This window comes from Citrobacter sp. MGH100, assembly GCF_001034465.1.
Classification (GTDB): Bacteria; Pseudomonadota; Gammaproteobacteria; order Enterobacterales; family Enterobacteriaceae; genus Citrobacter; species Citrobacter youngae.
In genome coordinates, this window is the sequence record NZ_KQ089802.1 from 351,279 (window position 1) to 365,589 (window position 14,311).

General features: G+C 46.0%; 16 protein-coding genes. 6 read left to right on the forward strand and 10 right to left on the reverse strand.

Annotated elements, in window-relative coordinates; translation table 11 throughout:
- Positions 1 to 122: 122 nt before the first annotated feature.
- From rfaP to SK32_RS19510, 4 genes are all read right to left on the reverse strand, one after another.
- On the reverse strand, positions 123 to 920 hold the full coding sequence (rfaP, locus tag SK32_RS19495; RefSeq protein ID WP_048213714.1) for a lipopolysaccharide core heptose(I) kinase RfaP: 798 nt from the start codon (positions 918 to 920) through the stop codon (positions 123 to 125).
- The gene (locus SK32_RS19500) at positions 913 to 2,037 is read right to left on the reverse strand and encodes a glycosyltransferase family 4 protein (RefSeq protein WP_048213715.1); all 1,125 of its coding nucleotides are present in this window, start codon (positions 2,035 to 2,037) and stop codon (positions 913 to 915) included. The genes rfaP and SK32_RS19500 overlap by 8 nt, the downstream gene beginning before the upstream one ends.
- A 21-nt stretch (positions 2,038 to 2,058) precedes the next feature.
- Positions 2,059 to 3,063 (reverse strand): lipopolysaccharide core heptosyltransferase RfaQ, encoded by a 1,005-nt coding sequence (gene rfaQ, locus SK32_RS19505; RefSeq protein ID WP_048213809.1) that lies wholly within the window; start codon positions 3,061 to 3,063, stop codon positions 2,059 to 2,061.
- Positions 3,064 to 3,343: 280 nt separating this feature from the next.
- Positions 3,344 to 4,594: an O-antigen ligase family protein gene (locus SK32_RS19510; RefSeq protein WP_048213716.1), complete on the reverse strand. Its 1,251-nt coding sequence runs from the start codon at positions 4,592 to 4,594 to the stop codon at positions 3,344 to 3,346.
- Between the two features lie 310 nt (positions 4,595 to 4,904).
- On the opposite strand from SK32_RS19510, the gene SK32_RS19515 reads away from it, so the two are divergent.
- The 3 genes from SK32_RS19515 (at position 4,905) to coaD (ending at position 7,905) form a co-directional block, all read left to right on the forward strand.
- Positions 4,905 to 5,894 (forward strand): glycosyltransferase, encoded by a 990-nt coding sequence (locus SK32_RS19515; protein ID WP_053065239.1) that lies wholly within the window; start codon positions 4,905 to 4,907, stop codon positions 5,892 to 5,894.
- Between the two features lie 245 nt (positions 5,895 to 6,139).
- Entirely contained in the window at positions 6,140 to 7,417 is a 1,278-nt protein-coding gene (waaA, locus tag SK32_RS19520; protein WP_048213717.1) for a lipid IV(A) 3-deoxy-D-manno-octulosonic acid transferase, read from the forward strand.
- A gap of 8 nt (positions 7,418 to 7,425) precedes the next feature.
- A complete protein-coding gene (gene coaD, locus SK32_RS19525) occupies positions 7,426 to 7,905 on the forward strand; it encodes a pantetheine-phosphate adenylyltransferase (RefSeq protein WP_048213718.1) in 480 nt (159 codons plus the stop codon).
- Positions 7,906 to 7,954: 49 nt separating this feature from the next.
- On the opposite strand, the gene mutM is transcribed toward coaD, so the two are convergent.
- The 4 genes from mutM to radC all read right to left on the reverse strand — a co-directional run bounded on the left by mutM (position 7,955) and on the right by radC (position 10,173).
- Positions 7,955 to 8,764 (reverse strand): bifunctional DNA-formamidopyrimidine glycosylase/DNA-(apurinic or apyrimidinic site) lyase, encoded by an 810-nt coding sequence (mutM, locus tag SK32_RS19530; protein ID WP_048213719.1) that lies wholly within the window; start codon positions 8,762 to 8,764, stop codon positions 7,955 to 7,957.
- 98 nt (positions 8,765 to 8,862) lie between these two features.
- Positions 8,863 to 9,030, reverse strand: coding sequence for a 50S ribosomal protein L33 (rpmG, locus tag SK32_RS19535; RefSeq protein WP_003024094.1), 168 nt, complete (start codon positions 9,028 to 9,030; stop codon positions 8,863 to 8,865).
- A gap of 22 nt (positions 9,031 to 9,052) precedes the next feature.
- Positions 9,053 to 9,289 carry a 50S ribosomal protein L28 gene (gene rpmB, locus SK32_RS19540; protein WP_002436699.1) on the reverse strand — a complete coding sequence of 79 codons (237 nt, stop codon included), beginning with the start codon at positions 9,287 to 9,289 and terminating at the stop codon, positions 9,053 to 9,055.
- A gap of 218 nt (positions 9,290 to 9,507) precedes the next feature.
- Complete coding sequence (radC, locus tag SK32_RS19545) at positions 9,508 to 10,173, reverse strand: RadC family protein (protein ID WP_048213720.1); 666 nt, start codon at positions 10,171 to 10,173, stop codon at positions 9,508 to 9,510.
- A 171-nt stretch (positions 10,174 to 10,344) separates the two neighbouring features.
- Between radC and coaBC the strand changes: the two genes are divergently transcribed.
- The 3 genes from coaBC to slmA all read left to right on the forward strand — a co-directional run bounded on the left by coaBC (position 10,345) and on the right by slmA (position 12,714).
- Positions 10,345 to 11,565 carry a bifunctional phosphopantothenoylcysteine decarboxylase/phosphopantothenate--cysteine ligase CoaBC gene (gene coaBC / locus SK32_RS19550; protein ID WP_086523817.1) on the forward strand — a complete coding sequence of 407 codons (1,221 nt, stop codon included), beginning with the start codon at positions 10,345 to 10,347 and terminating at the stop codon, positions 11,563 to 11,565.
- On the forward strand, positions 11,543 to 12,001 hold the full coding sequence (gene dut, locus SK32_RS19555) for a dUTP diphosphatase (protein WP_006687626.1): 459 nt from the start codon (positions 11,543 to 11,545) through the stop codon (positions 11,999 to 12,001). The genes coaBC and dut overlap by 23 nt, the downstream gene beginning before the upstream one ends.
- A gap of 116 nt (positions 12,002 to 12,117) precedes the next feature.
- Entirely contained in the window at positions 12,118 to 12,714 is a 597-nt protein-coding gene (gene slmA, locus SK32_RS19560) for a nucleoid occlusion factor SlmA (protein WP_048213722.1), read from the forward strand.
- A gap of 89 nt (positions 12,715 to 12,803) precedes the next feature.
- On the opposite strand, the gene pyrE is transcribed toward slmA, so the two are convergent.
- Entirely contained in the window at positions 12,804 to 13,445 is a 642-nt protein-coding gene (gene pyrE, locus SK32_RS19565; protein WP_048213723.1) for an orotate phosphoribosyltransferase, read from the reverse strand.
- A gap of 65 nt (positions 13,446 to 13,510) precedes the next feature.
- A complete protein-coding gene (gene rph, locus SK32_RS19570) occupies positions 13,511 to 14,227 on the reverse strand; it encodes a ribonuclease PH (protein ID WP_003024054.1) in 717 nt (238 codons plus the stop codon).
- Positions 14,228 to 14,311 lie beyond the last annotated feature (84 nt).

The window sequence follows — 14,311 nt, forward strand, 5'->3', positions numbered from 1 at the left end:
CAAACCCTCTAATATAATTAAGCCAGCACAGTCATCGTGAAATAAAGGTTAACAATTGCTGGCCAGCTGAATAAACTTAATTAACTATTCTATGTAGCTATACAAAGTCTATTATTTCATATTTATAGTTTATTCTTTGATGTATGATTAATAATTTTATCAGTTTTTTTTGCATAGGTTGCAAAGAGATCAGACTCATCACGAATAATTTTATTAATGTCTTTTTCAAAGTATATCTTCAAAAATCTGAAGTAGTCTCTTTGCGTTAACCCGATGTTCAACGAGGAGAAGTACAAACCAATCAGATCTTTATTGCGCCAACGAACAGGAACCGCATTTCTTATCTGAGCTCGGTGCAGATCAATAACCGACAGTTTGAACGTATTATCCTCAAAATTGGCCGGTTGATGCAATAAGAAGTGGCAGAGATAGCAATCACGGTGATTAACGCCTCCCTGATGCATTCTTCTGACCATAATGGCAAGACGCTCAATTAATGCCATTTTAATTTTCCGCGAAGGTGGATTCACCAACCAATCTGCACAATAGTCTTCCAGGCTAACCGCCGGGCTCAGATCTTCAGTTATAATAAATGAGATACGGTTGAGCGGATTTATACCTTGTTGCCCGAAACCAACACCGTGCATTGTATCAACATCCAGTTCCTGCAAACGGTGTATAGCATTCCATTCTCTATCAGCTCCGAGTACCGGCAAACGTAAAGAGAACAAGTTTTTGATAACTTCCTTCAGTTTAGTTCCCTGGTGCCATTTCAGGAAATAGCTTTTACCTGCAATCTCAAACCTTATCGTTCTACGCGTTTCGAGCTGTCTAAATGTTTCTCCCTGCAGCTTCTGCACTTCAGAAAAAGCATCTTTCCCTTTCCACAAGGATAAAAATGGTTCTTTTAATTCAACCATGGGCACCACCTATAATAATATCAGCTGCTTTCTCAGGTAGACTATAAAGGTCTTGAGTATCAGCAAAGTGTCGTGCATTCTTTTTCCATGCATTTCTCTGCTCTGAGTCAGTTAAAGAAAAATAAACAGCTTCATTTAATAATTTTTGTTCAAACGGTTCATCAATAACAATGCCGCACTCAGCATCTTTAATATAATGAGCATATCCGCAAACTGCCGTTGTTATGACAGGTAAACCTGCTGCAATTGCTTCAACCAGCACGATCCCTGCGGCTTCCTGGTATGCCGGATGAATCAATAGATCGGCCGCTGCCATTAACTCTGAGACATCATTACGGCCAAGGAAGAACTTGATATTGTCAGCAACACCATACTCTGTTGCCAGCTTTATATAGCGATCAGGCTTATCCTGACCCACAACAAATAGAATCGTTTGTTTGCGGACAGCTTCCGGTAAGGAAGCAATCGCCTTGATAGTTCTGTCGACACCTTTACGGGTAAAATCAGAACCGATTTGTATAATTAAATACTGGGAATCACTGATATCATTTTCTTTCCTGAAGCTAGCTCTGCAATTTGCTGCCTGAGAGCTGTATTTTCTGTCAGGATAAATCCCCGGCGGAAGGATATGGAAACGCGTTGACTCAGTATGATAGTGCTTCTGAAAATCCGCAATTTGCTTATCTGTTAGCATCAACAGCTGTGTTGATTTTCCCTCAGCAAATGTTGCTTTCTCAAATGCGGCATAATGTCGGTATCGTGGTGTCAGACGATAGAGCAAACCTTTTTCTTGCGCGACTTTTTCTGCGTAGCAGACATCAGCAGCATAATAAACATCTAATCCAGGCATTTTATTGAACCCAACAACCCGATCTGCTGGATTACTCTCAAGATGTTTACTTACCCACCGATGATACTCAGCATTTTTCCCGTTGTTGGAGCATGACCTCACAGGAACAATGATGATCTCCAGGCTGTCTGGAATATTTCCTTGCCATGATTGTGTGTAAACCCGAACATGATGTCCACGTGATGCGACTGTCGACGCTATACGCAAAAAATCACGCTGTAACCCACCAAAAGGGAAATATTTATACAAACAGAAAGCAATAACCATTTTATATATCCGGATGCTTTATTAATCGAGTTTAGGTAACCGTGACGCTATGGCTGCAATCACGTCTTCCGCTGGTATAGCAGATAAATATTTCTTACTTCGATCAAGTTTTTCACGTACTGGCATTGGTTGGTAATCACCAGCCCAAAATTGAACCACATCATCAGACCATGGTCGCCAGGCGATATGATCGGTGGCGCCGAAAAGGCAAATGATGGGGGTTTTAACAGCTGCAGCAATATGCATCGGGGCAGAGTCGACGCCAATAAAAAGTACAGCATGATCAATTAATGCAGCAAGCTCAGGGAATGTTGTCTTCCCGGCAATTTCAGTTAAAGGTTTAGTTTCACATGCCCTGGCAATCTCATCGACGCAGGCAATATCGCTGGCACCGGGTCCAGAAGTCAGTACAACCTGATACCCCAAATGATGTATCGCATCAATCACCAGGGAGAATCTATCATTCTCCCACGACTTGAATTCTTGTCTCGCCGTAGGCTGTATAACGACATACTTCTGGGTATCAACCTGAGGAAGTTTTTTCCGAACAGATTGCCAGACTTGCTCACCATAAACCATTTTCAGTACCGGGACTGATTCTTTTAGATTTAATGGCATCAACACAGACAAATTACGTTCAACCCAATGATCGCCACTTAGAGGAACGTGATGAGTAAAACTGTCGCGCCAGAATTTTTTATTTCTGTGCGAGAAATCATGTGTCAACTTTATTGGGCAATCCAAACAACGACACAATAAAGCAACTATCCACTGATCGGTAAGATTGACCACTAAATCATAATGATTGCCACGTAGTACCTTGATCAGCGCTAAGAAATTTTTTGCTTTCTCAAAAGCAGAGCTCTTTTTATTTTTTATGCCATACAAAGCATGGATATCGGGGTTTTCAGATAAAATAGGAATGGTATCTTCGTAGAGTAGAACATCAATATCAGCATCAGGATAATTTTTTTTAAGCGTGCTGATGACCGGTGTGGTTAGCAACATATCGCCGTGAAAGCGCATTTTTATTACCAGGATCTTTTTCACACTATACCCTTTCAGGTTATTGTTAATTTTCAAATCACGCTACCGCCCCAGGCTCAACAGCTACCTGTGTACTGCAGATCACACCATCTTATTTTATCGCTTATATTATACCACTATTCACTTGACAATTCGATATCTATGGAAATTTTCTATGTGAATTAGAGGAAAATTAATATTTACAATATATGAGACTATTTATCATATTAGGAAAATTGAGCCTATATTCTCAACGACATCACATAGGCTCATTTTGATGTTAATTTGTTATTTTTCCTGGCTCATTTTTGCCATACAACATCAGGATGGCTATGCTGTATAATAAAAAGACATTTATGAACATCTTTTCAAATAAACAATATACCAGAATATAGCCAACAAGAGAGCACAGTAATGAAATGCTAAAAATATCTTTTTGGCTTCTGGCTCGGATATATATGTCTTTAAATGTAATGAAAAAAGCCGCAGTAAATAAGAAGAGACCAATAGCCCCAACATTATAAAGAATTATCATAAAAAACGGTTCATCTATATTATAGCCGTTATTTCGCTCAGAATATACCCCGCCATTTTTCGGCGCATTATGGTCCTCTAAATACTGATTGTATGTAGAATTCCCATATCCAATACCAAAGATGGCATTGTTGATATTCTCCATTACTAAAGGGAAACGGTCTAAGATGATTTCATCACGACTGGATGTGACGTTACTCATTTGCAGAGTTTGATCGACTTTCATTTTTACCTGACCCACTGTGTTGTAGGCCCCGATAAGCAAAGCAGCCATTATAAATAGCAAACCACAGGTAGCAGCCATAAATCTCTTGATGGTTTTACTCACCAGAAATGAAATCAGGAAAATCTCTACAACAACTGCCAAGATCCCTGCGCGGCTCCCGGTGTATGATAAAAAGACGAATGCAAGCGCAGAAATGATATATAATACTGTTTTCAGGAAGTGATTCTTGAATAAAATCGCTCCTGTTAATACAAAAGGAAATAGCATAACAACATAGAATGCGAAACCATAGCGAAGCTGTAGATACAGTTCCTGCGGGTTATTTTTTATAATTCTTAAAATCGGCACTACTAAGACAATATAGGATAGAGTAAGTATCGCCCCAATGACAAAGACCTGTCTCAGTGAGGTTATATGCTTACTGAATGCTCCAAAAAATAACATCATCACTAACGGGTAACGCCAGTCTTTTATCAATATGATAAAGGCATCAAGAGATTTATCTTCATAGGTGAAAAATACAATACAAAAAACACACCACAACGTGAAGAGTAACAATAGTTTTCTCTTCTGCATGAGATCGAGCACAATGTTTTTAATATCTATTTTATTGGCTTTAATATAGTAAATAGATAAAACTACAGCGAGCAAAGAGGTCATATTTAGCACCCCTTGATTATCTATCGTAAATAACCCAAAAATCATTAAAACCAATACAACTTTGCTTAAAATCAAGATATTACCATTTTGACTGTATCTTACTTGATTCATAAAATTCAAATCTCACTTCTTCAAATTGCCTTGTTAATCAACGACAAACACTCGCTAGCACGATTTATGGGGCATATCTTATTATATAACATCGTAAAAATCCCCCATTAATTTTAGTCTCTTCCTCTCACTGTGTACCCTCACTCTAATCACAAAAATATTTTCACATAACATAATGATTAATAAAGAAATTTAATCACCAAGTATCTCTTTCCTTCCTTTACAGTTTGTTCTATTCTATGCCGACAGGAGCGCCATTTTGTCTTACATAAACACGCGTGCACTCTGAAAGAATCAAAAGGAAAAAGATGTGAAAGAAAATATAATAAAATATATTAAGAATGCACATATTGAAAATGACGATAAAAAAAACACATGTATCAATATTACCTATGGCGCTGACAGACCCTTTCTTTACGGTACGGGCGTTTCAATTACATCGGTACTTTTAAATAATCGGGACCTGAACTTCCATTTCCATATTTTCACTAATTATCTTGACGAACATCAACTTCATCTTTTTTCTGTCCTGGCAAGCCAATATAATACCCGCATTACGTTTTATGTACTGGATGATAATGAATTAAAAAATCTACCTACTGCATCTAAGGCATGGAATTATTCAATCTATTTCAGACTTATTGCAATAGATTACTTTGCCGATAAGCTCAGCAGCATTATATATCTTGACTCTGATATTATATGTAAAGGAAGCCTTGCCTCGTTACTCACGGAAGAATTTAATGGCAATGTATTAATGGCTGTCCATGATAGCTTTGTCGATACATCTGCTGTTGCCGGCATAAATCCAGGCCGGTACTTCAACTCAGGCTTCATGTATTTTAACCTTCCAGAATTAAAAGATACTAATTTGACTCTGCAAGTCATTTCAAAGGTTAATGAAAACCGTTTCTCACATCCCGATCAGGATGCGTTGAACGTCCTCTTCAATGATCACGTAAAAATCCTGGACCATAAATTCAATTCATTCTTTAACATCGATACGTTAGCCAGGAAAGGGGGGGATGCCTTTAAAATCACATCACAAACGGTATTCATTCACTATGTCGGCGTCACTAAACCCTGGCATGACTGGGCACAATATTATGCTGAAGTCGAATACTTCAAAATAGCCAGAGAGAATTCGCCGTGGAAAGATATTCCTTTATTGGCACCCACTACGTATAAACAGCTATCACGAAAAAGCACACATTTAAAACACAATGGGCAACTCTTCGGTGCTTTTATTTTCTATGTAAAGTATTTAGTTAAGAAATACCAAACACAGAAAAAACGCTAATGCATTGATATTATTGTCTTTTAGGAATGGTTATGTTTCTGGCATATTCCATAAAAAGATCGGTTTTTATGACCATAACCATTCCGTTTTTAGCCTTCCACTGCTGAGATTACCAAGCGGGACAACACAACTCAGGCCCCCTTTCTCGTGATCCGTACAGTTTCCTCAAAAAATCAGCAAAAATGATGGTAAAGCCATAGTTAAATACATAGAATCCCCAGCACATCCATAAGCCAGCTACTATTATGCTAGAATTGCTTTACACCGCCCTTTTCTACCTTATTCAGCCTTTGATCTGGATACGGCTTTGGGTGCGCGGACGTAAAGCTCCGGCGTACCGTAAACGCTGGGGTGAACGCTACGGTTTTTATCGCCGCCCACTGAAACCAGGCGGTATCATGCTCCATTCAGTTTCCGTGGGTGAAACGCTGGCAGCAATCCCATTAGTCCGCGCTCTGCGACATCGTTACCCGGATTTGCCGATCACGGTAACCACCATGACGCCAACCGGTTCAGAGCGCGTGCAATCTGCTTTTGGCACAGACGTTCAACATATTTATCTTCCCTATGATTTACCGGATGCGTTGAACCGTTTCCTGAATAAAGTTGACCCCAAACTGGTGTTAATTATGGAAACCGAGCTCTGGCCAAATCTGATCGCTGCACTGCATAAGCGCCATATCCCGCTGGTCATCGCCAACGCGCGCCTTTCCGCTCGTTCAGCCGCTGGCTACGCTAAATTAGGAAAATTTGTTAGCAGGCTATTACGCCGCATTACGCTGATTGCTGCGCAAAACGAAGAGGATGGCGCTCGCTTCATTACATTGGGTGCCAAAAGCAATCAGGTCACCGTCACCGGTAGCCTGAAGTTTGATATTTCTGTCACCCCACAGCTGGCCGCTAAAGCAGTTACGTTGCGACGCCAGTGGGCACCGCATCGCCCGGTATGGATTGCGACCAGCACGCATGACGGGGAAGAAAGCATCATCATCGCTGCTCATCAGGCGCTGTTACACCAGTTCCCGAATCTTTTATTGATTCTGGTTCCCAGACACCCTGAGCGCTTCCCGGATGCCATTAACCTCGTACGCCAGGCTGGTCTAAGCTTTACCACACGTTCTTCAGGCGAAGTGCCGTCCTCAAGTACCCAGGTGGTTATTGGCGACACGATGGGTGAGCTGATGCTACTGTACGGAATTGCCGATCTTGCTTTTGTCGGTGGCTCTCTGGTTGAGCGTGGTGGACACAACCCACTGGAAGCAGCGGCACATGCCATTCCCGTATTGATGGGCCCGCATACCTTTAACTTCAAAGACATTTGCGCCCGACTGGAACAGGCAAGTGGGTTGATCACCGTCACTGACGTCACCACGCTGGTGAAAGAGGTTTCGTCCCTTCTGACCGATGAAGATTATCGTAATTTTTATGGTCGCCATGCTGTTGAAGTACTGTACCAAAATCAGGGCGCGCTACAGCGTCTGCTGCAGCTGCTGGAACCTTACCTGCCACCCAAAACGCATTGAGGGCTGTCATGCAAAAACGGGCGATTTATCCAGGAACCTTCGATCCCATAACTAACGGCCATCTTGATATCGTGACACGTGCGACGAGCATGTTTGATCACGTGATCCTGGCAATTGCCGCAAGCCCCAGTAAAAAACCGATGTTCACGCTGGAAGAACGCGTTCAGCTGGCACAGCAGGCAACGGCGCATCTGGGTAATATAGAAGTCATGGGATTTAGCGATTTAATGGCAAACTTTGCCCGCGATAATCAGGCTAATATTCTGATTCGTGGCCTGCGTGCCGTGGCTGATTTTGAGTATGAAATGCAGTTGGCGCACATGAACCGCCACTTAATGCCTCAACTGGAAAGCGTCTTTTTGATGCCATCTAAAGAGTGGTCGTTTATTTCATCATCGCTGGTTAAAGAAGTCGCCCGCCACCAGGGTGACGTGACCCACTTCCTGCCGAAAAATGTTCACCAGGCGCTAATGGATAAGTTGAAGTAGCGCATTTAGCCGGGTAAGCCGACAAGGTTTATCCGGCCTGCAATGAATATTATTTCTGACAGCGACGGCAGTAGAACGTTGTACGCTGAGCGTGTTTTGTCGCAATGACTGACGCTCCGCATACGCGACAGGGTTCGCCTTCTCTCCCATAGACCTGCAGCTCCTGAGCAAAATAGCCTGGCTTACCGTCACTTTGCAGAAAATCCTTCAGCGTCGTTCCACCCTGCTCGATAGAGCGCAGCAATACAGCCTTAATAACGCGTACCAGCAGCTCACACTCATCTTTCGACAGCGATGATGCCAGGCGGTCAGGATGAATGCCAGCCGCAAAGAGAGACTCACTGGCGTAGATATTTCCCACCCCCACCACCAGCTTGTTATCCATCAGCCAGGGTTTTATCGCCGTTTTCTTCTTTGCGCATTTCTGCTGGAGATAAGCAGTGTTGAAATCGTCGCTCAGCGGCTCTGGGCCAAGATGAGCGAGCACATTATGTCCATCCAGTTCTTTTGTCCACAGCCAGGCGCCAAAACGCCGAGGATCGGTATACCGCAGAACTTTGCCATTACTCATCACTAAGTCGACGTGATCATGCTTTTCTGCGGGAAGTTCTTCAGGAAGAAGACGCAGACTACCCGACATCCCCAGATGAATGATAATCCAGCCATCCGTCAGCTCCAGCAGCAGGTATTTCGCACGGCGCTGTACGCTCAGGACAGGTTTATCGCTCAGGCGATAGATTTCCTCGGATACCGGCCAGCGCAAACGACCATTACGCACAGTGGCGTGTAAAATCTTCGCCCCTACCAGATGCGGCTCAATACCACGGCGACTGGTTTCGACTTCAGGTAATTCAGGCATAGCATCTCCGGCGCTGTATCAGGTCTCATTAATATGGGGACGGCCAGAAAACAAAAAACCCCGCCGAGGCAGGGTTTTTCTTTACATCAAAACGAAAATTATTTGATTTTCGCTTCTTTGTACAGTACGTGCTGGCGTACAACTGGATCGAATTTTTTCAGTTCCAGTTTTTCCGGCTTAGTACGTTTGTTCTTCGTGGTGGTGTAGAAGTGACCTGTACCAGCAGAAGAAACCAGCTTGATTTTCTCGCGAATACCTTTAGCCATGATTTATTTCCTCTTTAAGTACTTAGTACTTTTCGCCACGGGCACGCAGTTCAGACAGAACTGTATCGATGCCTTTCTTATCGATTACACGCATACCTTTAGCAGATACGCGCAGGGTGACAAAACGCTTCTCGCTCTCAACCCAGAAACGGTGAGAGTGCAGGTTCGGCAGGAAACGGCGTTTAGTCGCGTTCAGTGCGTGGGAACGGTTGTTACCGGTCACCGGACGCTTGCCAGTAACTTGGCAGACTCGGGACATGTCTATTCTCCAAAAATCAAATTAGCTCGAGCTTCGTATGGGGTATCGGCGCCTCGTCAGGCTTTACAGCCCGGTCATCGCATAGTTCTAAGTGAACTCTCGATTGCCAGGCCCAAATGCCAAACCCGAGATTCTCAAAGGTGGCGTAGTATACGCTGACCCGGCGTTATGCTCAAGTCCCGAACAGACAAAGATCCCGATGGATCGCGTAAAGTGCGTTAAATCCAACCGCGTTCCGCAAAAGAAACGTACTCTCCGCGCCCAATGACCAGATGATCAAGCACCCGGATATCCATGAACTGACAGCATTTCACAACACGCTCGGTGATGAGTTTATCTGCTTTACTCGGCTCTGCACACCCCGAAGGGTGATTATGCGCAAGGATCACGGCGGAAGCATCCATTTTTATCGCTTCGCGGACAATTTCTCGCGGATGTACCTCGACGTGGCTTAGTGTCCCGGAAAAAAGTTTGCTGTGTTTAATCACTTGATGTTGAGAATCCATAAAGATCACCAGAAAGATCTCTCGTTCCTCTTGCGAGAGCTGGCTTTGCAGAAATTCACGCGCCATTTCCGGGCTAAGTAGAGCACGCTCCTCTATCACTCGCACGTTGTAGTAGCGTCTTGCCAGCTCCGCAATACCCTTCAACTGTGCATACTTCGCGATACCGATTCCCGGAACATAGCTAAAATCCATGTAATCAGCAGACAACAAGCCATACAACGACTCAAAATGCTGAAGCATCTCTTTCGCCAGCGTAAGCACATCTTTACCCTGAATGCCGGTACGTAAAAAAAGCGCCAGTAACTCAACATCGGTCAGCGAACTGGCCCCCTGCGCCAATAGCTTTTCCCGGGGCATCATACTTCCTGTATTTTCCATGTTTCTCCCTCCTTCCGCGTCCGCATAGTGGCATAACACCGACGGTGAATCGACGCGCTGTTTTCACTTCTTCGTAGCGCCTCGCAAAGTAGAAGGCTGTCAAAAGCACGACAAATTGCGGATTGTGATAAAATATCCGCCTTCTGGTGAAACCCAACAGGAAAGATCATGATGAGCCTGGCCGGTAAAAAAATCGTACTTGGCGTCAGTGGCGGTATTGCTGCGTACAAAACCCCTGAGCTGGTGCGTCGTTTACGGGAACGCGGCGCTTACGTCCGCGTGGCGATGACCGAAGCGGCAAAAGCATTTATTACTCCCCTGAGTTTACAGGCAGTTTCAGGTTATCCCGTTTCCGACAGCCTGCTTGATCCCGCGGCCGAAGCTGCGATGGGCCACATTGAGCTGGGAAAATGGGCCGATTTGGTCATCCTGGCGCCCGCTACAGCAGACCTGATTGCTCGTGTCGCCGCAGGTATGGCCAACGACCTGGTGTCAACGATCTGTCTGGCAACGCCTGCTTCTGTTGCTGTACTGCCAGCCATGAACCAGCAAATGTATCGCGCAGCCGCGACCCAGCACAATCTGGGTATTCTTGCCTCACGCGGTTTGCTCATTTGGGGCCCAGACAGCGGTAGCCAGGCATGTGGCGATGTCGGTCCTGGACGTATGCTGGATCCGTTAACGATTGTGGATATGGCGGCAGAACATTTTTCACCTGTCAAAGATCTGCAACATCTCAATATCATGATTACGGCAGGCCCGACGCGTGAACCGCTTGATCCCGTGCGGTATATTTCCAACCACAGCTCCGGGAAAATGGGATTTGCTATCGCGGCCGCTGCCGCAAAACGCGGGGCAAACGTCACGCTGGTGTCGGGGCCGGTTTCGTTACCCACACCGCCATTTGTCCAGCGCGTTGATGTGATGACCGCGTTGGAAATGGAAGCCGCTGTGCAGTCTGCAGTGCAACAACAGCATATTTTTATCGGCTGCGCTGCAGTCGCGGATTATCGCGCTGAAACTGTCGCCCACGAAAAAATAAAAAAACAAGCGACGCAGGGTGATGAATTAACAGTAAAAATGGTCAAAAACCCGGACATTATCGCCGGTGTTGCCGCACTGGATGCTAACCGTCCTTTTGTCGTTGGGTTTGCCGCCGAAACAAATAATGTGGAAGAATATGCCCGGCAAAAACGCATCCGCAAAAACCTTGATGTGATCTGTGCGAACGACGTTTCGCTGTCAACTCAAGGGTTTAACAGCGATAGCAACGCATTACACCTTTTTTGGCAGGATGGAGACAAAGTCTTACCGCTTGAGCGTAAAGAACTCCTGGGCCAATTATTACTCGACGAGATCGTGACCCGTTATGATGAAAAAAATCGACGTTAAGATTCTGGACCCGCGCGTAGGGCAACAATTTCCGCTCCCGACGTACGCCACTTCTGGTTCTGCCGGACTTGACCTGCGTGCTTGTCTTGATGACGCCGTAGAACTGGCACCGGGCGCAACAACGCTGGTGCCAACCGGGTTAGCTATCCACATTGCCGATCCTTCTCTGGCAGCGGTGATGCTCCCGCGCTCCGGATTGGGCCATAAGCACGGTATCGTGCTGGGCAATCTGGTTGGTTTGATTGATTCCGACTACCAGGGCCAACTGATGGTGTCCATCTGGAACCGTGGTCAGGACAGCTTCACTATTGAGCCGGGCGAACGTATCGCGCAGATGGTATTTGTACCGGTCGTGCAGGCTGAATTTAATCTGGTGGAAGAGTTTGAAGCCACCGATCGTGGCGAAGGTGGCTTCGGCCATTCCGGGCGCAAGTAACCCGTAGAAAAGTATCCCATAGCGTAATAACGCAATAACACACCGCAAACAACAGTTTGCGGTCGCTGTGTGGATGCCTGCCTGGCAAGAGCTTATTTTCAGGGGTATTTTGTAACATGGTAGAAAAGCAAACTGCGAAAAGGAATCGTCGCGAAGAAATACTTCAGTCGCTGGCGCTGATGCTGGAATCCAGTGATGGAAGCCAGCGTATCACGACAGCAAAACTGGCAGCCTCTGTGGGCGTTTCCGAAGCGGCATTGTATCGCCATTTTCCCAGCAAGACCCGCATGTTCGATAGCCTGATTGAGTTTATCGAAGATAGTCTGATTACCCGTATCAATCTGATCTTAAAAGATGAAAAGGACACCGGCGCACGTCTGCGTCTGATCGTTCTGCTGATTTTAGGGTTCGGTGAACGTAACCCCGGTCTTACGCGCATTCTGACCGGGCATGCGCTCATGTTTGAACAGGATCGTCTGCAAGGCCGTATTAACCAGCTTTTTGAACGTATTGAGGCACAGTTGCGCCAGGTTCTGCGAGAAAAAAGAATGCGTGAAGGCGAAGGTTACGCCGTAGATGAAACGCTTCTGGCAAGTCAGTTACTGGCTTTCTGTGAAGGTATGTTATCTCGTTTCGTGCGCAGCGAATTTAAATACCGTCCAACGGATGACTTTGACACCCGCTGGCCGTTGGTTGCCGCACAGCTGCAGTAACGACTTCGTTTTATCCGGCCTACGTAAGCCGTAAGCCGTAGGCCCGGTAAGTGCGTAGGCCGGATAAGCGCAGCGCCATCCGGCAGTTCTTATACCCCAAACTCTTCGCGATACGCCCGTACTGCGGCCAGGTGTTCTGCCATTTCAGGTTTTTCTTCCAGATAAGCAATCAGATCTTTCAGGGTAATGATAGAAATCACCTTGCAACCATAATCGCGTTCCACTTCCTGAATCGCTGAAATCTCGCCGCGACCGCGTTCCTGACGATCGAGAGAAATGAGTACCCCTGCCAACGTCGCGCCATTTGCCTGGATTATCTCCATGGATTCACGAATCGCAGTACCGGCAGTGATCACGTCATCCACCAGCATGACACGCCCCTCAAGTGCGCTACCGACCAGATTGCCACCTTCACCGTGGGTCTTCGCCTCTTTACGGTTAAAGCAGTACGGCAAATCTTTATCGTGGTGTTCAGCCAGCGCAACGGCCGTTGTAGTCGCAATCGGAATACCTTTGTACGCTGGGCCAAACAGCAAATCGAACTCAATACCGGAATCCACCAGCGCTTCGGCGTAAAAACGGCCTAACAGAGCCAGGTCGCGCCCGGTATTAAACAGTCCGGCGTTGAAGAAATAGGGGCTTTTACGCCCGGATTTCAGCGTAAACTCGCCAAACTTTAGTACCTGCTTGCTAAGCGCAAACTCAATAAACTGGTGCTGATACGGTTTCATGGATTCGCTCCTCATCTCACTTTATTACAGACAAAAAAAAGGCGACTCATCAGTCGCCTTTAAAATCAATTTTCTAACGCCGCCTTCTGCGTCGCTACAATGGATTCGATTCCCCCTCGGGCCAACGCCAGTAGGGTGAGAAGTTCTTCATGGCTGAATGGCTCACCTTCCGCTGTGCCCTGAACCTCTATAATGCGACCGTCTTCAGTCATCACTACGTTCATATCGGTTTCTGCAGCAGAGTCTTCAACGTACTCAAGGTCACAGAGTGCTTCACCATTCACAATGCCCACGGAAACCGCGGCGACCATCCCTTTCATCGGGTTAGTTTTCAGTTTACCGCTCGCGACCAGCTTGTTCAGCGCATCCGCCAACGCAACGCATGCGCCGGTAATTGATGCGGTGCGCGTCCCGCCATCTGCCTGGATAACATCGCAGTCCAGCGTAATGGTGAACTCGCCTAGCGTCTTCAGGTCAACGGCAGCGCGCAGCGCACGAGCGATAAGACGCTGGATTTCCATGGTACGACCGCCCTGCTTACCTTTCGCCGCTTCACGGGCGTTACGGGTGTGTGTGGCGCGTGGCAGCATGCCATATTCTGCGGTGATCCAGCCCTGGCCCTGACCTTTCAGAAAACGCGGTACGCCTTCATCAATCGAGGCGGTACACAGCACTTTGGTATCACCAAATTCGACCAGCACGGAGCCTTCAGCGTGTTTTGTATAATTACGGGTCAGGGTGACGGGACGCACCTGATTGGCACTACGACCTGCTGGACGCATGATAAAATCTCCGGCTTGAAACGAATGTGGCTGCGCATTATACGGACTTCCGACTGTTATTCCTATCCTGACAAGACGTGGATG